The following is a 20,678-nucleotide window of genomic DNA, read 5'->3' as shown; positions in this document are numbered from 1 at the left end:
ACGGAGGAGTGAGCGAAGCGAGCGTTGCCGGTTAAAAAAGAAAAGACAGTCGTATGGCTGTCTCTTCTTTTTTAGCGCAGCGTACAAAACGGGACAGCGGAGAGAGTAATCCGATTTTAGGATTACGACCGGAGAAGGGAGCGGAGCGAGTGTTGCCGGTTTCAGTAAAAAGCAAGTTACGAAGTAGCTTGCTTTTTTAGTGTCCGAAGGACACGTCCGAAACGGGACAACAACGGGTAAGTTGAGTATGGGATTTTGGCTTGAGGTATGGGCGTAGTGCTGGTTTTAATAAATGTAACCTGCAGCATGAAACGATTTTTTGCTTTGCAGAATTTTGCTGTACTTCTGTTCAAAAAAAGGAAAATGATATTTTTGTAGGTCTAAAACTAGAAAAGTGGGGGTGCATATTCTATAGATAATGATATATATTATTGGATTTTTGTCATTTTTTTAATATATATGCCTATTTAAATCCAGGTGGCTGAGTATGGGAATGTGGATTTTCCTTTTTTTGCGGAAGTAAAGGGTAGATTTCTGCAATTCTTATTTTGCCCAACTTAAGACAGGAGGCGGGTAGTGAGGATAGGGTAAATGGAAGGTCGTGAATCGTTGAATTTACAGTTTTTTACTCAGATAACAGGAAAGTCCTTTATCTCAATGGAGATTTGTGATATACTTATTCTGTATATTTGGGCGAACAGAAAGGATGGTCAGACAATGTTATTTTTGAAAATTATATTCTGTATTCTGCTTTGCTGTCCGTTAGCTTATGGAATTGCACTTCTTTTTATGAAAATGGTAGATGATGCAGTTAAGAAGCACTAGGAGTAGGTTATGAAACGAGGACTTTTTATTACGCTGGAGGGACCGGACGGTTCCGGGAAGTCGACACAAATAGAGTTTTTAAAGGTATATTGTCAGGAAAGGGCTCTGCCATGCATATTTACCAGGGAGCCTGGAGGAACGGCCATCGGAGAGAAGCTCCGCAATATTATACTTGATAAAGAAAACCAGGAAATGTGTGATATGACAGAAGCTCTTCTTTATGCGGCGGCAAGAGCACAGCACGTGCAGCAGCTGATTAGACCGGCGTTAGATTCGGGTAGGATTGTAATTTGTGATCGTTTTATCGATTCCAGTATTGCTTATCAAGGCTATGGGAGAAATCTCGGTGATGTGGTGCGTGTCATCAATGAACTTGCTGTTGACGGGTGTATGCCCGATGTAACTTTTTTGATGGAACTTTCGCCGGAAATTGGAAAGTCCAGAATCAGAGAGGACAGTCAGGACAGGCTGGAGCAGGAAAAGTTGGAATTTCACGACAAAGTGTATGCGGGATATAAGGAGATTGCGAAATTTTATCCAGACCGGTTTGTAGAGATTGACGCGGGAAAAGATAAAGAAACCATTCGCGATATTATGTTTTCACATCTTGATAGAATTTTGGAAGGCTAGTTTATATGTCATTAAGAGAGTATAAGGAGTTCGGAAGGCTGCCGGAGAGAATCAGCAGAGCGATTTCCTGCGGGAATGTGTCCCACGCCTATATCATTGAGGGCGACAGCTGTGTTGATAAGCGGAAATTTGCCAAGGATTTTGTAAAGGCAATTTTGTGTTCTTTAGAGCCAGGATTTGGCTGCGATCAGTGTGTAGTTTGCCGGAAAATTGACCATGATAATTATGAGGACTTATATACGGCACAGGCGGATGATCTTTCTGTAAAGGATGCCTCTATTTCGGCATTGCAGGAAAAACTTAAAAATAAACCGTCCGGTGGGATGAGAAATATAGCAATAATTGAAGATGCAGATACGATGACAGTGCGGGCACAGAATAGGCTTCTAAAGACGCTGGAAGAGCCTAATGACGGAACCGTAATTGTGCTTTTGTCTGAGAATACAGAGAACCTGCTGCAGACTATTACATCAAGGTGCATAATCTACAGGCTGGGGAATTTTATAAATAGCAATGAGAATTCTAATCTTTCCGGCGCAGAGGAAATCATGGAAATGATTTTTGCGGGGGCATACTTTTGTGACATAAAGGATCGTCTTGGAAAGATTGTCAAAGACCGAAAAGAGGCGTTTCAGCTTCTGGATGGGCTGGAACGGCTTTATCGCAGATATTTAACGGCGGACGGCCCGCAGGCGGTGAGAAAAGAAAAGCTAATTGCGAACATTAAATATATAGAAGAGGCAAGGCGGGATTTGCTTGCCAATGTAAATTACAAATATGCAATCAGAAATCTGATATTGAAGCTTGGAGGGTAAGACTATGATAAAAGTAGCTGGAGTTAGATTTAAAAATGCCGGCAAAGTATATTATTTTGATCCGGACAATTTGGAAGTTGGTCTGGGCGATTCTGTCATCGTGGAGACTGCCAGAGGACTGGAGTTCGGTACAGTCACTATGGACATTACAGAAATCAAGGAAGAAGAAGTGGTGCAGCCACTAAAGAAAATTATTCGAATTGCAGGAGAAGAGGACATCAAGCGCCACGAGGAAAACGAGCGAAAGAAAGCTAAGGCACTGAAACTCTGTCAGGACAAAATCGACAAGCACCATCTGGAAATGAAGCTGATCGATGTGGAATATACCTTTGATAACAATAAAATTATCTTTTACTTTACTGCCGATGGCAGAGTAGACTTCAGAGAACTGGTAAAGGATCTGGCAGGTGTGTTCAAAATGCGTATCGAGCTGCGTCAGATTGGCGTGCGCGATGAGGCTAAAATGCTGGGAGGTATTGGTTCTTGCGGGAAAAGTCTGTGTTGCAATACATGGCTTTCTGATTTTGAACCGGTGTCTATTAAAATGGCGAAAGTACAGAATCTTTCTCTGAATCCGACGAAGATTTCCGGCATTTGTGGACGTCTAATGTGCTGCCTGAAGTATGAAAATGATGTCTATATGGAACTTCGAAAAGGACTTCCTGATAACGGAGAGAAAGTGAAGACTCGCGACGGCATGGGAAAGGTTGTGGATACCAATATTTTGGAGAGCAAAGTGCGGGTTAGGCTCTATACAGGTGAAAAAGATGACGATGGTGGTGAAAAACTGGGCACTGAAATCTTTACCTATAAAAAAGATGAAATTAGGAGACTAGGTCACAAGAAACATGGTGGTTCCCAGAACAATAATATTTTGGAGGACGTTGACGCTGAGTACATTGATGAACTAAAAGCTTTAATTAAGGAGTAGTTCATGGGACTTCGGATGGATAGAACAGGTTTTGGAGAGTTAGAGATTTTTCAAAATCCTGAGGAGTTTTGTTACGGTGTAGATGCAGTGCTTCTTGCGGATTTTGCTGCCAGTGGCGCGATGCGGCGGAAGCAGGCGTGCAGAATTATGGATTTGGGCACGGGAACGGGTATTGTTCCGCTGATTCTCAGTCATAAAACGCAGGCTGCATATATTGCTGGTATGGAAGTTCAAGAAAGCTCATGGGCTCTGGCAGAGAAAAACAGGCGGCACAATAGTTTGGAGCAGCGGCTGGAGTTTTTTCATCAGGATGTCAAGAATTTTGACAAATCTCAGTGCGGGACTTATGATGTAGTGACAACAAATCCACCCTACACCCAGGGAAGCTGCGGTATTGAAAGCAGCAATCGTGCAAAGGCAATCGCTCGCCATGAGACGACAGCCTCTTTGGATGATTTTGTAAAAACTGCTGCGGCGCTTTTGAAGGATAAAGGGGATTTCTATATGGTGCATAGACCGGGGCGGCTTGTAGATATTTGTGAAAGCTGCAGAAGGCATGGACTGGAGCCGAAGGAAATGCGCTTTGTTAGCGGGAGACCTTTGGAAAAACCTAACATCATGCTGGTACATTGCATAAAAAACGGAAACAAGGAGCTGCGACTACTAGACCCCATGTATGTGCATTGTGCAGATGGCAGCTATTCGGAGGAAATATTAAAAATATATGAGAAAAAATAAGAAATAGGTTGCTATTTTATGGAAAAAACGGTATAATAATCCATAGTCGGGATAAGGAGGTTTACTATGGTAACTATTGACATTAAGGCTACGCTGGTTTATCTGCTTTTTGCAGCTTTGATTGTACTGGTGATATATTTGATTATTATTGCAAAGAATCTAGTGAAGACAATCAAGGAAACCAATAAGATTTTGAGAGATGCCTCAGTAATCTCCGGTATTGCTGCGGATAAGGCAGAGCAGCTGGATGAGATGGTTGGAGACGTCCAATCTGCTGTCGCTGATATTTCAAAAGCAGTGAAAGGTCAGCAGAATCTGGTGGGTGCTGTATCCAATATTGTGAAGGCGTTTGGTTCTCTTGCTGCGATTTTTAGGAAAGAAGACGGCGAGGAGAATAGCAATAATAAAAAAAGTAAGTAAATGCAAGACGGAAAGGAGTTTTTATGAAAGCAACAGGGATTGTAAGACCGGTAGACGCACTCGGCAGAGTCGTGATTCCGGTAGAATTGAGAAGAAATTTAAATATTAAGACAGAGGATTCTCTGGAAATTTTCGTTGATGGTCAGTATATCATGTTGAAGAAATATGAGCCATCTTGTATTTTCTGCGGAGAAGTGGGAGATGTCAGATTAGTTCACGGTAAGACTGTGTGTGTTGACTGCATTGCAGAAATGAAAAAAATGTAGCTGCATGGAATAGAACATCTGCTAAAAGTCTGCTTCGGCAGACTTTTTTTTCATTTTTTTCATCTTTAGTTGAAAAAAAGGGGAATCATTAGTATACTAATAGTATATACCTTTGATTGCGGGGAGAAAATAACCTCGCTGGTTAAGGGAAGTGTTAATAACAATTTGTGGAGGATAGATGTGGCGAAATTTTTAGTTCAGAAGAGCGAGCCATTAAATGGAGAAGTAGTAATCAGCGGAGCAAAAAATGCAGTGCTGCCGCTGATGGCATCTGCTATTTTGGCAGAAGAAAAATGTATAATCCGGGACGTACCGGCACTTCGAGATGTGGATGTGATGAAGGATATTTTGCGTTCCCTGGGTTCAGAGATAAACGAACTGGAAGAATCCATTATTGAGATAAATACAGAGAAAATTTTAAAGTGTGAAGCAGAGTTTGACTTAGTCAGCAAAATGCGGGCATCATTTCTTGTCATGGGTCCGCTTCTTGCAAGAGTGGGAAGAGCCAAGGTGCACATGCCGGGGGGCTGCAGCATTGGAGCAAGACCTATTGATTTGCACCTGAAAGGATTTGAGGCACTCGGTGCGGAGATTATCGTAAAGGATAATTACGTGGAAGCAATTGCAGGTCCACAGGGGCTTGTGGGAAACAGCATTTATCTGGACTTTCCAAGTGTAGGCGCTACAGAGAATATTATGTCTGCTGCAGTTCTTGCCAAAGGCACCACTTATATTGAAAATGCGGCAGAAGAACCGGAGATTGTCGATCAGGCAAACTTCCTCAACAAGATGGGCGCAAAGATTAAGGGTGCAGGAACTGATACTATCAAGATTGAGGGGGTTGAAAGCCTCCACGGCGCGCAGCATACAGTCATTCCGGATAGAATCGAAACGGGAACTTTTATGCTGGCTGCAGCTATCACTCATGGACAGATTCTGATTAAGAATGTGGTACCTGACCATGTAAAGCCGATTACCGCAAAGCTTCGTGAGTGCGGTGTCACTGTAGAAATGGGAGATGAGGGCATGTACGTTATTGCGGATAATCCTGATTTGGTTGCAACGGATTTGAAGACCCTGCCTTATCCAGGATTCCCTACGGATATTCAGTCGCCTTTTATGGCATTTTTGACTACGGTAAACGGCGCTAGTACGGTAATTGAAACTGTCTTTGAGAATCGATTTATGCACGTTGCGGAACTGAATCGAATGGGCGCCAACATCAAGACTGACGGTAACCGTGCCATGATTCAGGGAGCAAAGCAGCTGGAAGGTGCGCAAGTAATCGCAACGGATTTGCGCGGTGGTGCAGCGCTGGTTCTGGCAGGACTTGTGGCCCAGGGAACGACAGAGATTTCAGAGATTTATCATATTGAGCGCGGATACGAAAAGTTTACTGACAAGTTCAGAGGGCTGGGCGCCAATATATTCCGTATCGAAGATTAAATAGAATATTGTTTACAAAAGAGATAATCCCAGAGCAAAATCCATATTTGCACCGGGATTTCCTTTTTCGCAGGGGTTTCCCATAGAGCAAGTCGTCATTTGCTTTCTCCTGTGCTGACAGAAGTTCCTCGGTAATAGTGGGAAAGTATTTTTTTATAGGTCTTTCCTTTCTTTGCCAGACCATTGGCGCCGTACTGACTCATGCCGACGCCGTGACCGGAGCCTGCGGTGGTGATAGTGATTTTCGTATTTCCTGAAAAGGATATCTCAAAGCGGGTCGAGTAAAGGTTCAGGGCAGTGCGGATATCGCTGCCGGTGATGGTTTCTTTGCCGACTTTTACAGTTGCAGCTCGGCCTCCTTCTGAACGAGACTTGATTTTGATATTGGATTTTTTGATGGTGCCGAAGTTCTTTTCGGGAAAAGCCTTTTTGATCGCCTTTGAAAAGTCGGAAATCGTCATGGTAGTTTTCTCTTTCTTATGGGTAGCGCCGGGCTCGTAGGAGCTGTCAACGCTGACCAGATAGGCGTAGGTGCCGGAGAAGACATCTTGTGAGTTTTCTGTGGGTCCTGCGCTGGAAGCGAAATAAAGAGCATGTGCGGCAAGTTTTCCTTTATATAAAAGAACCTGACCACAGGTTTCCTCTACCGCTTTGCTGACCTTTTCATCAATGTTGTCGCTGCGATAGACTTGACAGTGGACGGAGTCACAGATTTCGGTTCCGGCAAGGATTCTGCCGAGGGCATAGGTTCTGCTTGCTACAGCTTGCGCCTTTAAAGCTTCGTACTCAAAGGAGGCGGGCATTTCTGAGGCTACGACGCCTTCTATGTAATCTTCGAAAGCGATGGTTTCGTATTTATCCTCTTTTGTCAGGTAAATTCTTACAGTGTCGGGGATTTCTCCATCATAAGTGGAAGTTTCAGGCAGGTCTTTTACCAGAGCCGGAAACAGTTTTATAGAGAGATAGGGCAGGACTACCATGAGGATAACCATGGAGACAAAATAAATGACAGCGTGCTGCCTGTTCAGTTTTCCGTGATGAAACATTGTACAAATTCTCCTTCTGCTTAAGTTTATGCTGATGTGGACAAAATAGACGTGAAAGTATATAATAAATAGGACAACAGTTAAAATATAATTGAAAGGAATCTGATATGCCTGACATTAAATTCCTGGAGCTGCTTTCGAAGGATTATCCCAATATTAAAGCAGCTACAGCAGAAATCATAAACCTGAGTGCGATTTTGGCACTGCCAAAGGGAACGGAGTATTTCCTGAGCGATCTTCATGGTGAACACGAGGCTTTTATTCACATGCTCAAAAGTGCCTCCGGCACCATCAAGACCAAAATTGATGAGCACTACGGCGGCGTTCTCAGCGACAGCGACAGAGAGGATCTGGCGGCGCTGATTTACAATCCGCAGGCTGAGCTGGCGCGGAGAAGAAAGAACGAAGCCGATTTTAATAAGTGGTGTATGACTGTGTTGCATCGTTTAGTTACGATTTGTCAGTCGGTGTCTACCAAATACACGCGCTCAAAGGTTCGCCGCATGCTGCCGAAGTATCTGGACTACGCTATGGACGAACTGCTTCACGCAGACGATGAGGAGAACCGTCTCCATTACTATAACGCAATTATTAAGACCATTGTTGAAAGCGGAATCGCAGATGACTTTATCATAGAAATGGCGGACGCTATCAGTAATCTAGCTGTGGATCATTTACATATTATTGGGGATATCTTTGACAGAGGTGCGCACCCTGATACGATTTTGGATTTTCTGATGGATTACCACGATGTGGATTTTCAGTGGGGCAATCACGATATCGTATGGATGGGCGCTGCTACGGGAAACTGGGCATGTATTGCCAATATTCTTCGGATGAATATCAGCTATAATAATTTCGATATGCTGGAGTACGGATACGGTATCAACCTGAGACCGCTCGCTTCCTTTGCGGAAAAGGTGTACGGCGACGATCCGTGCCAGTTCTTTCAGCCGCATATTTTGGAGAAGAATGAGTACGACCAGATTGAGGAGCCTCTGGCGGCGAAAATGCACAAGGCTATCGCTATCTGCCAGTTTAAGGTGGAAGGGCAGCGTATTAAGGCGCACCCTGAATACCATCTGGAAAACCGTCTGATTCTGGATAAAATTAACTGGGAAAACGGCACTGTGGAAATTGACGGTACTGTATATGAACTGAGAGATACCAACTTCCCTACTGTAGATCCGGAAAATCCGTATGCGCTGACGGAAGAAGAAGAGGAAATGATGAATGCACTGGAAGCTTCTGTCCTGAATTCGGAGAAGCTGCAGAAGCACATTAGATTTCTTTACAGCCATGGTGCGCTATATAAACGGGTCAACGGCAATCTGCTCTACCACGGCTGCATTCCGATGACGGAAGACGGAGATTTTGAGCTTGTGGAGCTCAACGGTGAAGCTTTTAAGGGAAAGGCGTTGATGGATTATCTGGACAGCGAAGTGCGTAATGCGTATTTTTCTCCTGATGAGTCCGGAGAAGTGGGGCGTATGGGCGACCTGATGTGGTATCTGTGGCTGGGGGGTAATTCGCCATTGTTTGGAAAAGCCAAGATGACAACTTTTGAGCGGCTGTTCATCGCAGATAAAGCAGCGCATAAGGAGCCGACCAGACCGTACTATAAGTTGATTAAGGAAAGAGGTCCTTGCGAGAAAATTCTTATGGAGTTTGGACTGGATCCGCACCGCTCAAAGATTTTGAATGGTCACGTGCCAGTAAAAATTAAGGACGGGGAAAGCCCGATTAAGGGCGGCGGTCTTCTATACGTCATCGACGGCGGTATTTCTAAGGCCTATCAGAAGCAGACCGGTATTGCGGGCTACACCTTCATCTTCAACTCCAGATTTATGGCGTTGGCGCAGCACAAGCCGTATCAGCCGCTGCAGCCTGACGGGACGCAGGAGTTCCAGTCGCCGGAGGTGAAAACTGTAGAGGTGCTTCCGGAACGTATGATGGTCATTGATACAGATCAGGGAAGGGAGTTGACAGAACAAGTAGAAAACATGAAGCGTCTGGTGGAGGCATACCGAAAAGGTATTCTGAAAGAGAGATATTAAATATAGTTTTTAGTAGCAGTACAGTTTTGTAGACTGTACTGTTATTATTTTTGCAAAATTCCCACATGATGCGGTGAAATCAGGAGAATTGTTCCTGTTAAAAAATATAAAAGTGTCTATTTTAAACGGTGCAGATTTCTTCTATAATACTAGATAATCGAAGAAGAACTGATAAGGGGGTTATCGTTATGGAAGATAAGAAAACGAAGACTTTGGTTATGACAGCATTGATGGCGGCAATTGTGTTTGTTGCTACATATCTGATTAAGATTCCAAATCCAGCAACTGGCGGATACAGTCACATGGGCGACTGTATGATTTTTCTGGCTGTTTTGATGTTAGGTAGGAAAAACGGTGCTATTGCAGCGGCTCTTGGCGGTGCGCTTTCAGATTTGCTTGCTGGTGCTGCAGTATGGGTTTTGCCAACATTGGTGATTAAATATATCATGGCTTATATCATGGGCACTGTGATAAAAAGCAATCCACAGGCTCACAAGCTGCAGTTAGCAGGCTCTATAATTGGTGGTATATTTCAGATTATCGCTTATACGCTTGTAAAGATAGTAATGCTTGGAATGGCGCCGGCTGTTGCATCGATACCTAATGTTACCATTCAGACGACTGTAGGCGTGGTGATTTTTATGGTGCTTTCTGGAGTACTGTCCGGTAGAATTGTAAATTTGACAGAGAGAGGAGATGTAGCAAAATGAAAATCATAGATGGGCATGCGCATATCGGATATATTGGAGGCTGGGCAGACGTAGGTATTACAGGTGAGCAGCTCATCGCGCAGATGGATCGCTTCGACATTGAGAAAACCGTGCTCTGTCACGAAGACAATGAGGTTACTTTGGATATGATGCAGAAATATCCGGGGCGTATTATAGGCGCAGTTTATGTGAATCCACTTAATCAGAGTACCGTGGATTCCATGGAAAACTATTTTGAAAAAGGGTTTAAGGCAGTCAAGCTAAACCCGCTGCGTCATGCTTATTGCGCGGACAGCGAGGCTCTGGATCCGGTCCTTCATAAAGCAGAAAAAGCCGGCGTTCCTGTTTGCATTCACAGTGGTCATCCGCCTTATTCCTTGCCTTGGCAAATTGGGCTTCTGGCTGAGCGCCATCCTGATGTAAAGGTAATGATGATTCATATGGGACATGGTCATGGTGTTTATATTGACGCGGCACTGAAAATGGCACGTCGCTATCCGAATCTTTTTCTGGAAATGAGCGGAATGCCGATGCCGTCAAAAATACGTGAAGCTTATGAGACTGTTGGCAATGACAGAATTATGTTTGGTACAGACACACCTTTTCATGATCCATCGGTGGAACTGCAGAAGGTGCTTGTCAGTGGCGTAGATGAGACAGGCATTAGAAGAATCCTTTATGATAATGCAGCGGCGTTTTTTGCATAAACAAAAAAGAAAGCCAGATAACTGTTTTTGTGTTAAAATAAAGCTATGCATTATGTAACGGTAAAGGGGATACTTTCTCCGGACAATGGTATGAATTTGTACCGCGGTTGCTCTCATGGCTGTATTTACTGCGATTCCAGGAGTAAGTGCTATCAGATGAAACATGATTTTGAGGATATTGAAGTGAAATCAAACGCCATAGAGCTTTTGGGACGTGCCTTATCTCGAAAACGAAAAAAATGTATGGTAGGTATGGGCTCCATGACTGACCCGTACGTCCCTTTAGAGCTGGAATTGCAGCATACGCGAAAGGCACTGGAAACGATTTATGCTTATGGACATGGTGTAACGCTGATTACCAAGTCTGACAGGGTGCTGAGAGATATCGATCTGTTAAAGGCGATTCACGAAAGGTCTAAATGCGTGATACAGATGACTTTAACGACCTTTGATGAAGGACTGTGCCGAAAAATAGAGCCGGGGGTTTGTACTACAGCAAGGCGCGTAGAGGTGCTGATGCAGTTGAAAGAAGCAGGGATTCCTACAGTTGTCTGGCTCTGCCCAATTTTACCTTTCATCAATGATACGGAAGAAAATCTGAGAGGAATTTTGCGTGGGTGCAGACAAAGCGGCGTGTATGGTATATTGAACTTTGGAATGGGCGTTACTATGCGTGAAGGGAACCGCGAGTATTTTTTCGAACAGCTGGATTTACAGTTTCCCGGAATGAAGCAGCGATATATGGAGTACTACGGAAATCAATATGTGCTGGAAAGTCCACGCAGCAGGAAGCTAATGGAAATTTTTGTATCTACTTGCAAAGCGTATGGAATTGCTTATGGAAGGGAAAAGATTTTTCAGTTTTTGCGAACTTTAGATAGTAAGGAGCAGGGAGAGCAGCTAAGCCTTTTTTAGTATAAGGGCATAACGAGCACGGCAAACCCACGAAAACGTTTAGTGATTTTCTGGAACAGATAAAGCTGACAGCTTTTTAGATTTTTGTCAGCTTTGTCAGTGTTTCTATCAAAAATCCTGACAGAACTGACAATTAATTTTGATTTTGTCAGCTTTGTCAGGATTTCAGGCGTATTAAGATAGGATTCTTTACAATTTGCTGACAAAATCCTGCATGCTGGTATCATTTTGTCAGTATTTATGGTTCAGAATACTTTTCATGCATTTGCCGTGAATAACGGGTTGTAATTATTGACGGAGCGACATTTCGCTGGCGGAAGTGAGGGAAGATACCGGAAAGTATATAGAAAACAATTGAAAAAATAAATCATAACAGCAGGTACGAACCAGTATCAAATGGATTCGTACCTGCTTTTTCTGCGAAAATGCGCGCTTGGTTGGAGGAAAGGGACTGTGAGATTTTGCAAATGCGCAAATTTTTCCATGATTAGCTTGACTATTTGACAAGAATATGGTATCATAATAGACTGCCACGCAAATGTAAACTGTGAAGATATAAGGAGTGATAAATATGCCAAAACCTATCAAAGTAGGTAGAAAAGACCGTATGACATTCTCAAAAATCAATGAAGTTGGCCAGATGCCAAATCTCATTGACATCCAGACCAGTTCATATGATGCTTTTATCAAAGAAGGTCTGAGAGAAGTTTTTGAGGACATCTCCCCGATTAGAGATTATGCGGATAATCTGATTTTAGAATTCATTGATTACTCCCTGAACGATCCTCCGAAGTATGAACAGGAGGAGTGTAAGGAGAGAGATGTAACATACGCAGCTCCGCTGAAAGTCAGAGTAAGACTCGTAAACAAAGAAACTGGAGAAGTAAAGGAACAGGAAGTGTTCATGGGAGATTTCCCTCTGATGACAGAAAAGGGAACTTTCATTTACAATGGCGCTGAACGTGTCATCGTAACACAGCTGGTTCGTTCCCCGGGACCTTACTACGGTGTCGAAACTGACAAATCTAATAATAAACTTTATTCCACCCAGATTATTCCTAACAGAGGTGCATGGTTGGAATACGAGACAGACTCCAACGAAATTATTTCCGTTCGAGTTGACAGAACCAGAAAGCAGCCGCTGACTACGCTGCTTCGTGCACTGGGTATCAGCTCCGACAGAGAAATTATTGATATCTTCGGTGAAGACAGCAGACTGCTGAAGACCTTAGAGAAAGATACAACCAATGACTACGAAAGTGGTCTGAAGGAAATTTACCGCAGACTGAGACCTGGCGAGCCTCCTACAGTGGACAGCGCTAGATCCCTGCTGAATTCCCTATTCTTTGATCCAAAGAGATATGACCTTGCTAAAGTAGGAAGATATAAATATAACAAGAAGTTAGGGCTGTCAAACAGACTGCCTGATGTTGTCGTTGCTGAGGACGTTATCGATCCGAACACTGGAGAAATCCTGGCGGAAGCTGGTCAGAAGATCAGCCGCGCTCTTGCAAAGGACATCGAAAATGCCGGTGTTGAATATGTAATGGCACGTGGAAAAGATGATGAAACACAGATTACAAAAGTAATCGGCAGCAGATTTGTCGAGCTGTCTCAGTATGTAGATTTTGACACGACAGATCTGAAAGTGGCAGATCAGGTATATTATCCTGTACTGATGGAAATTTTGGAACAGTGCCAGGATGAGGATGAGATTAAACAGATGCTGGTGACAAGAAAGAATGACCTTTCTCCAAAGCATATTATTATGGAAGACATCATTGCATCTGTCAGCTATATTCTAAACCTGAATTATGGCATTGGAAGCACTGATGATATCGACCATCTGGGCAACAGAAGACTGAGAACTGTAGGAGAACTGCTCCAGAATCAGTTCCGTATCGGTCTTGCCAGAATGGAACGTGTGGTTAAGGAAAGAATGACCATTCAGGACATTGAGGTAACAACGCCGCAGGCGCTGATGAATATTAGACCTGTTACGGCTGCAATCAAGGAATTTTTCGGAAGTTCTCAGCTGTCCCAGTTCATGGACCAGAACAATCCGCTGGCAGAGCTGACTCACAAGAGAAGACTTTCCGCATTGGGACCTGGCGGTCTTTCCAGGGAAAGAGCCGGATTCGAAGTGCGTGACGTACACCACTCTCACTATGGAAGAATGTGTCCGATTGAGACGCCAGAAGGTCCGAATATCGGTCTGATCGGTTCCTTGACGACCTATGGTATCGTAGATGAATATGGATTCATTGAGACTCCATATAGAGTAGTAGATAAAGAAACCGGTGTGGTTACAGAAGAAATCCGTTATATCACTGCAGACGAAGAAGAACTGCTGATTATCGCCCAGGCAAATGAGCCGCTGGATGAAGAGGGACACTTTGTCAATGCAAAGGTTGCTGCCAGAGGTGTCGGCGGCGAAATCGCTATGTTCGCAAGAGAAGTTGTAGACATGATGGACGTATCTCCGAAGCAGGTAGTATCCGTTGCAACTGCAATGATTCCGTTCCTGGAAAACGACGACGCCAACCGTGCCCTGATGGGTTCCAACATGCAGCGTCAGGCAGTGCCTCTTCTGGTGACAGAAGCGCCGTTTGTAGGAACTGGTATGGAATACAAGGCAGCCAGAGATTCCGGTGTTGTAATCCTCGCTAAGAATGCAGGTACTGTTGAGTTTGTTGACGCTGACAAAATCCGTATCAGAAGAGATGACAACAACGAATTAGATGAATATAAATTATTGAAGTTCAAGCGTTCCAACCAGGGAACCTGTATCAACCAGAGACCGATTGTATCTCACGGTGAACACATTGAAGCCGGCGAAGTAATCGCTGACGGTCCTTCCACAGACCTTGGAGAAATTGCACTGGGCAAGAACCTGCTCATCGGCTTCATGACCTGGGAAGGCTATAACTACGAGGACGCAATCATTCTGAACGAAAGACTTCTGATGAATGATGTGCTGACTTCCCTGCATATCGTGGAATACGAAGCAGAAGCAAGAGACACCAAACTGGGACCTGAAGAAATCACCAGAGATATTCCTAACGTCGGCGATGAGGCGCTGAAGGATCTGGATGAAGAGGGTATCATCAGAATCGGTGCAGAGGTTGACTCCACAGATATTCTGGTCGGTAAGGTAACGCCAAAGGGCGAGAACGACCTTTCCGCAGAGGAAAGACTGCTGCGCGCCATCTTCGGTGAGAAGGCAAGAGAAGTCAGAGATACTTCCCTGCGCGTGCCTCACGGTGAAACTGGTATCGTAGTAGACGTAAAAATCTTCACAAGAGAAAATGGCGACGAACTGCCGCCAGGTGTCAATAAATTAGTAAGATGCTATATCGCAACTAAGAGAAAAATCAATGTAGGCGATAAGATGGCAGGTCGTCACGGTAACAAGGGTGTAATTTCCCGTATCCTACCGGAAGAGGATATGCCATTTAAGGAAGACGGCGAGCCGCTGCAGGTTATGCTGAACCCTCTGGGCGTACCTTCCCGTATGAACGTTGGTCAGGTGTTGGAAGTGCATCTGGGTCTTGCAGCAAAGACTAAGGGCTGGTATATTGCAACACCAGTATTTGACGGTGCGACCGAAAAAGATATCCGTGAGCTTCTTGAGGACTGTGGTTTCTCAGAGACAGGTAAACTGAGACTGAGAGATGGCAGAACCGGTGAGTGGTTTGACAATCCTGTAACCGTAGGTTACATGTATATGCTCAAGCTTCACCATTTGGTAGACGATAAGATTCACGCAAGAAGTACTGGTCCGTACTCTCTGGTAACGCAGCAGCCTCTGGGCGGTAAAGCACAGTTCGGCGGACAGCGTTTTGGAGAGATGGAAGTTTGGGCGCTGGAAGCATACGGCGCTGCACACACACTGCAGGAAATCCTCACCGTAAAATCCGATGATATCGTAGGTCGTGTACAGACTTATGAAGCAATTGTCAAAGGTGAAAATATTCCGGAACCGGGTATTCCTGAGTCCTTCAAGGTTCTCATCAAGGAAATGCAGTCACTGGCACTGGATGTAAGAGTGCTTACTGAGGACAACGAAGAAATTCAGATAAAGGAAGTATCCGAATACGATGACGTTTCCGGTATCGACGGCATTATGGACGTAGATACGGAACTGGAAAGTGAAGAAAAATTGTTTGCAGAGGGCTTCACAGAAGAGACCCCCGACGACGATATGACTGAGAGCTTTGCAGATGATGAGTTATAAGAAAGGGGAGGAAATCTTTGACTGAGAATGTAAATAAGAACACAAACAATTTCGAATTGAATAATTTCGAATCTTTACAGATTAAACTGGCTTCCACAGAAAAGATTCTGGAATGGTCTCACGGCGAAGTAACAAAGCCGGAGACAATTAACTACAGAACCCTGAAGCCGGAAAAAGACGGTCTGTTCTGCGAAAAGATTTTCGGACCTATGAAGGACTGGGAATGTCACTGCGGTAAGTACAAGAGAATCAGATATAAAGGTATCGTCTGCGACCGCTGCGGTGTAGAAGTAACGAAAGCAAAGGTAAGAAGAGAGAGAATGGGGCACATCAAATTGGCTGCTCCGGTTTCTCATATCTGGTATTTCAAGGGAATCCCTTCCAGAATGGGACTGATTCTTGACATTACGCCAAGAAACCTGGAAAAAGTTCTCTACTTTGCGGCATATATCGTAACCGATCCTGGCGATACAGGACTTGGTTACAAAGAAATTCTGACTGAAATGCAGTACAGAGAAGCCAAAGAAAAGTACGGAAATGACTTTAAAGCGGCCATGGGTGCAGAGGCAGTCAGAGAACTGCTTTCTCAGATTGATCTGGAAGAGCTGTCTGCATCTCTCAGAGAAAAGCTGAAGGATGCCAGCGGTCAGAAGAAAATCAGAATCGTAAGACGTCTTGAAGTTGTAGAAGCTCTCCGAATTTCTGGGAACAAGCCGGAATGGATGATTCTGGAAGTAATTCCGGTTATTCCGCCTGACATCAGACCGATGGTACAGCTGGACGGCGGCAGATTTGCAACTTCTGACCTTAATGATTTATATAGAAGAGTAATCAACAGAAACAACAGACTGAACCGTCTGTTGGAACTGGGCGCACCTGATATTATCGTCAGAAATGAAAAGAGAATGCTGCAGGAAGCTGTAGACTCTCTGATTGACAACGGCAGAAGAGGAAGACCTGTTACTGGTCCTGGCTCCAGACCGCTGAAATCTTTGTCCGACATGCTGAAGGGTAAGCAGGGTCGTTTCAGACAGAACCTGCTGGGTAAGCGTGTTGACTACTCCGGACGTTCTGTAATCGTAGTCGGACCGGAACTGAAATTCTATCAGTGCGGTCTGCCTAAGAAAATGGCGCTGGAACTGTTCAAGCCTTTCATCATGAAAGAACTGGTTGAACAGGGCTATGCCCACAATATCAAGAACGCCAAGAGAATGGTAGAAAAAGTAAGACCGGAAGTATGGGATGTATTAGAAGGTGTCATCAAAGAACACCCTGTAATGCTGAACCGTGCACCGACGCTGCATAGACTGGGTATCCAGGCATTTGAACCGGTACTGGTAGAAGGTAAGGCAATCAAGCTGCACCCGTTGGTATGTACAGCATTCAATGCTGACTTTGACGGAGACCAGATGGCGGTACACGTACCGCTTTCCGTAGAAGCACAGGCAGAAGCCAGATTCTTGATGCTGTCCATCAATAACATTCTGGCGCCAAAGGATGGTTCCCCAATCACTACGCCGACACAGGATATGATTCTGGGTGCATACTATCTGACCTATCCGGGCACCTGCAAAAAGGTTGAAATCGTTGACGGCAAGGAAAAGGTTTCCTATGATAAAGACGAATTTAACGACAGAAAAGCTTCTGAAGCTCACAAGGCCGCAGGCTTTGAGCGTGTACCGGAAAAGGGCGACGGCAAAGTATTTACTGACCTTGATGAAATGCTGATGGCATATCAGGATGAAATCGTTGATATCCACGCTAAGGTAAAGGTTAGAATGTACCTTGACGAAAATGACCAGAGAGGACATCTGGTTGAATCCACTGTGGGAAGATTCATCTACAACCAGCAGATTCCGCAGGATCTCGGCTTTGTTGACAGAAATGTTGACCCGTATTCCTTGGAAGTTGACTTCCTTTGCGACAAGAAAAAGCTGGGTGCGATTATCGATAAGTGCTACAAAGCACATGGCAATACTGGAACTGTTATCATGCTTGACTATATCAAGGATATGGGATATCACTATTCCACAAAGGCTGCCGTTACAATCGGTATCGACGATATGAAAATTCCTGACAACAAATGGGATATCGTAGCAGAATCTCAGAAAGAAGTTGACAAATACGAAAAAGCTTTCAGAATGGGTCTGATTTCAAACTCTGAAAGATACGATAAAGTTATTGAAATCTGGAACAAGACTACGGATGATGTAGCAGACGCACTGATGGAATCTTTGGATCCGCAGAACAATCTGAACATCATGGCAACATCCGGAGCCAGAGGTAGTAAGAACCAGATCAGACAGGTCGGCGGTATGCGTGGTCTGATGGCGAACGCAACTGGTAAGACTGTAGAAATTCCAATTAAGGCGAACTTCCGTGAAGGGCTTTCCATCTTGGAATACTTCATTTCTTCCAACGGTGCTCGTAAAGGTCTTGCTGATACAGCGCTTCGTACAGCCGACTCCGGTTATCTGACAAGAAGACTGGTTGACGTATCTCATAACGTTATCGTTAGGGAATTTGACTGCGGCACTGACGAGGGTGTGGAGGTTAGAGCCTTTACCGACGGTAAAGAAGTCATCGAACCTTTGAATCAGCGTATCGCAGGAAGAACTGCGCTTCTTGACATTGTAAATCCGCAGACCGGGGAAATCATTGTTGAACAGGGCGAGGAAATCAGCGATGAACAGGCAATGGATGTTGTCAACGCAGGCATTGACTCCGTTGCAATCCGTTCCGTTATGACTTGTCACTCCAGAACCGGTATTTGTGCAAAATGCTACGGAAGAAACCTGGCAACAGGTGAAGAGGTTAATATCGGTGAATCTGTCGGTATCACTGCGGCACAGTCCATCGGTGAGCCGGGTACACAGCTGACTATGAGAACATTCCATACCGGTGGTGTTGCAGGTTCCGATATCACCCACGGTCTTCCGAGAGTAGAGGAATTGTTCGAGGCTAGAAAGCCAAAGGGTCTTGCAGAAATCTGCGAGGCAAACGGCAGAGTAATCGATATTCAGCCTAGAACTGACAATAAGACAGAGGTTATCGTAAGAAGCGATGACGGAGAAGATATGACTTACGTTGTGCCTTATGGCGCAAGACTTGCCGTAAAGAAGGACGATTATATCCTTGCCGGCGGTAACATCACCAGCGGTCCTTTGAACCCGCACGATATTTTGAGACTCAACGGTGTTGAGGGCGTATATCAGTACCTGCTCAAGGAAGTGCAGCGTGTATATAAGAACCAGGGTGTAGATATCAACGACAAGCACGTAGAGGTTATCGTAAGCCAGATGCTTTCCAAGTTCAAGATTGAAGACGCAGGCGATACGGATCTGCTTCCGGGTGGTCTGTACAGCAAGTTTGAAATCAAGGAAGCAAACGAAGCTGCCTTTGCAGCAGACGGCGAACCTGCAAAAGCGAAACAGATGTTGCTTGGTATTACCAAGGCTTCTCTGGCAACTAACTCCTTCTTGTCTGCAGCATCCTTCCAGGAAACCACCAGGGTTCTGACTGATGCCGCAATTAAGGGCAAGAACGATAAGCTGATGGGTCTGAAGGAAAACGTTATCATCGGTAAGCTGATTCCTGCAGGAACCGGTATGAAGCGTTACAAAAATATTGACGTGGATTACGGTGTAAATGAGGAATTCATGCGTGAATATACTCGTATGCAGGAAGAGGCCCTGTTAGAAGCTGAAGCTGACGTGGAAGCGATGGATGATGAAAGCGCAGAAGATTTGGATTTGATGAGCATGCCTAACGAGGGTATTATGGAAATGGATACAGCATTGGTGCTGGAACCGGAAGAATCCGAGCTGATTGAATTAGAATAAGAGACTGGATATTGTAAAGGGGCTACTTGTACGGTTGACCAATTAGGTTGATCTGAGGAGGTAGCTCCTTTTTGTTAGTGCGTTCTGTGCCGCCTGTGCATATATTCGTAAAAAAGACCTAAAATATGCATAACGTCCTGAAGGAATCTGCATATTTTTGGCAATTTTTCCTCTCATATGCATTTTCGCCAATAAAATACTCTGAAATAGCAACGCGATTACCGGTTCGCAGTGAAAAATATGCATATATAATGCAAAATCCCCGCAAATATGCAGACTGATGTGCATATTTGCGGGGATTTCTTTAAAAATATGCATTTTGCCATGAGGAAGGAGTATCGTGGAATCATTAGCGTTAAATTGGGAGCCAGTCATTTTTATTGACTTAATAGGAATTGTGCGATATATTGAAATTAATTTAGGGAAAAGATTTGGCGGTGAATTCTGAAAGGAGAAAGGATATGAACCCGATTGAAACCAAAGATTTAATCATACGCGACAGCGTTTTTGAGGATTTAAAGTATTTTGACCCATGGGAAAGGCAGCCTGCAGTAACGGAGTTTTTCAGCATTGCGGACGGGCAGAGTCTGGAGGATGTGACCAAGGCATATGTGAAATTTGATGAGGCTGCCGATATGCGCCAGTACACTATTTGTCTGCGGGAGAGCGGTGAGCCGGTGGGAAGAATTATTCTTGGCGATATCATAGAAGGCTGGAAGTGTGAAATTTGGCGGATTTACATTGCGGACACGGCACTTCGCGGCAAAGGCTACGGCAGACAGGCTATGGAAGCGACCATGAAACTGTGCTTTGAGGATTTTGGGATGAAACGGGTATATCTGGATCATTACACGGGAAATCCAGCGGCGCACCTGTATCTGAATCTGGGATTTCAGTACGAGGGCGTGCTGCGAAAGAACTGCCGGAAGAACGGCGTCCTCTATGATGTGCACCTGATGTCCATGCTGGCGGAGGAGTATTTTAGAAATAAGAACTTATAAATATAGTGGTAAGAAAAAAAATTGACGTTGTCAATTTTTTTTTATAAATGTGGAGAGTGATTTTCGGCGAAAACGAATTTTATTTCGGAAAA

15 protein-coding genes are annotated in these 20,678 nt (G+C 44.4%); 14 read left to right on the top strand and 1 reads right to left on the bottom strand.

All coding sequences use genetic code 11. The features are described from left to right. The first annotated feature begins 834 nt into the window (after nt 1-834). The 7 genes from tmk (at nt 835) to murA (ending at nt 6,071) form a co-directional block, all read left to right on the top strand. Nucleotides 835-1,455 carry a dTMP kinase gene (gene tmk / locus D1155_RS13345; protein WP_160202912.1) on the top strand — a complete coding sequence of 207 codons (621 nt, stop codon included), beginning with the start codon at nt 835-837 and terminating at the stop codon, nt 1,453-1,455. 5 nt (nt 1,456-1,460) lie between these two features. Continuing rightward, nucleotides 1,461-2,270 carry a hypothetical protein gene (locus tag D1155_RS13340; RefSeq protein ID WP_160202911.1) on the top strand — a complete coding sequence of 270 codons (810 nt, stop codon included), beginning with the start codon at nt 1,461-1,463 and terminating at the stop codon, nt 2,268-2,270. Between the two features lie 4 nt (nt 2,271-2,274). Next, nucleotides 2,275-3,201: a stage 0 sporulation family protein gene (locus D1155_RS13335; protein WP_160202910.1), complete on the top strand. Its 927-nt coding sequence runs from the start codon at nt 2,275-2,277 to the stop codon at nt 3,199-3,201. Between the two features lie 3 nt (nt 3,202-3,204). Further along, nucleotides 3,205-3,939 (top strand): tRNA1(Val) (adenine(37)-N6)-methyltransferase, encoded by a 735-nt coding sequence (locus D1155_RS13330; protein WP_160202909.1) that lies wholly within the window; start codon nt 3,205-3,207, stop codon nt 3,937-3,939. 66 nt (nt 3,940-4,005) lie between these two features. Then, complete coding sequence (locus tag D1155_RS13325) at nt 4,006-4,359, top strand: hypothetical protein (protein ID WP_160202908.1); 354 nt, start codon at nt 4,006-4,008, stop codon at nt 4,357-4,359. A gap of 23 nt (nt 4,360-4,382) precedes the next feature. Continuing rightward, nucleotides 4,383-4,625 carry an AbrB/MazE/SpoVT family DNA-binding domain-containing protein gene (locus D1155_RS13320; RefSeq protein WP_160202907.1) on the top strand — a complete coding sequence of 81 codons (243 nt, stop codon included), beginning with the start codon at nt 4,383-4,385 and terminating at the stop codon, nt 4,623-4,625. Between the two features lie 180 nt (nt 4,626-4,805). Then, nucleotides 4,806-6,071 carry a UDP-N-acetylglucosamine 1-carboxyvinyltransferase gene (murA, locus tag D1155_RS13315; RefSeq protein ID WP_251614262.1) on the top strand — a complete coding sequence of 422 codons (1,266 nt, stop codon included), beginning with the start codon at nt 4,806-4,808 and terminating at the stop codon, nt 6,069-6,071. 95 nt (nt 6,072-6,166) lie between these two features. Here the strand turns inward: murA and spoIID are convergent, their stop codons facing one another. Beyond that, nucleotides 6,167-7,117 carry a stage II sporulation protein D gene (gene spoIID / locus D1155_RS13310; RefSeq protein ID WP_160202906.1) on the bottom strand — a complete coding sequence of 317 codons (951 nt, stop codon included), beginning with the start codon at nt 7,115-7,117 and terminating at the stop codon, nt 6,167-6,169. A gap of 107 nt (nt 7,118-7,224) precedes the next feature. Here spoIID and D1155_RS13305 point away from each other — a divergent pair, with 107 nt between their 5' ends. The 7 genes from D1155_RS13305 (at nt 7,225) to D1155_RS13275 (ending at nt 20,586) form a co-directional block, all read left to right on the top strand. Then, a complete protein-coding gene (locus D1155_RS13305) occupies nt 7,225-9,174 on the top strand; it encodes a fructose-1,6-bisphosphatase (RefSeq protein ID WP_160202905.1) in 1,950 nt (649 codons plus the stop codon). 188 nt (nt 9,175-9,362) lie between these two features. After that, nucleotides 9,363-9,884 (top strand): ECF transporter S component, encoded by a 522-nt coding sequence (locus D1155_RS13300; RefSeq protein ID WP_160202904.1) that lies wholly within the window; start codon nt 9,363-9,365, stop codon nt 9,882-9,884. Beyond that, the gene (locus tag D1155_RS13295; RefSeq protein ID WP_160202903.1) at nt 9,881-10,591 is read left to right on the top strand and encodes an amidohydrolase family protein; all 711 of its coding nucleotides are present in this window, start codon (nt 9,881-9,883) and stop codon (nt 10,589-10,591) included. Before D1155_RS13300 ends, D1155_RS13295 begins: the two co-directional genes overlap by 4 nt. A gap of 45 nt (nt 10,592-10,636) precedes the next feature. After that, nucleotides 10,637-11,506 carry a radical SAM protein gene (locus D1155_RS13290; RefSeq protein ID WP_160202902.1) on the top strand — a complete coding sequence of 290 codons (870 nt, stop codon included), beginning with the start codon at nt 10,637-10,639 and terminating at the stop codon, nt 11,504-11,506. Between the two features lie 571 nt (nt 11,507-12,077). Beyond that, nucleotides 12,078-15,743 (top strand): DNA-directed RNA polymerase subunit beta, encoded by a 3,666-nt coding sequence (gene rpoB / locus D1155_RS13285; protein WP_160202901.1) that lies wholly within the window; start codon nt 12,078-12,080, stop codon nt 15,741-15,743. Between the two features lie 17 nt (nt 15,744-15,760). Then, the gene (gene rpoC, locus D1155_RS13280; RefSeq protein WP_160202900.1) at nt 15,761-19,585 is read left to right on the top strand and encodes a DNA-directed RNA polymerase subunit beta'; all 3,825 of its coding nucleotides are present in this window, start codon (nt 15,761-15,763) and stop codon (nt 19,583-19,585) included. A gap of 461 nt (nt 19,586-20,046) precedes the next feature. Continuing rightward, on the top strand, nt 20,047-20,586 hold the full coding sequence (locus D1155_RS13275; protein WP_160202899.1) for a GNAT family protein: 540 nt from the start codon (nt 20,047-20,049) through the stop codon (nt 20,584-20,586). Nucleotides 20,587-20,678: the final 92 nt, after the last annotated feature.

Origin of the sequence: Anaerotruncus sp. 80 (genome assembly GCF_009936115.1) — a bacterium.
Taxonomy (GTDB): Bacteria; Bacillota; Clostridia; order Peptostreptococcales; family Anaerovoracaceae; genus Senimuribacter; species Senimuribacter intestinalis.
This window is presented reverse-complemented; position numbering and strand designations above follow the sequence as displayed.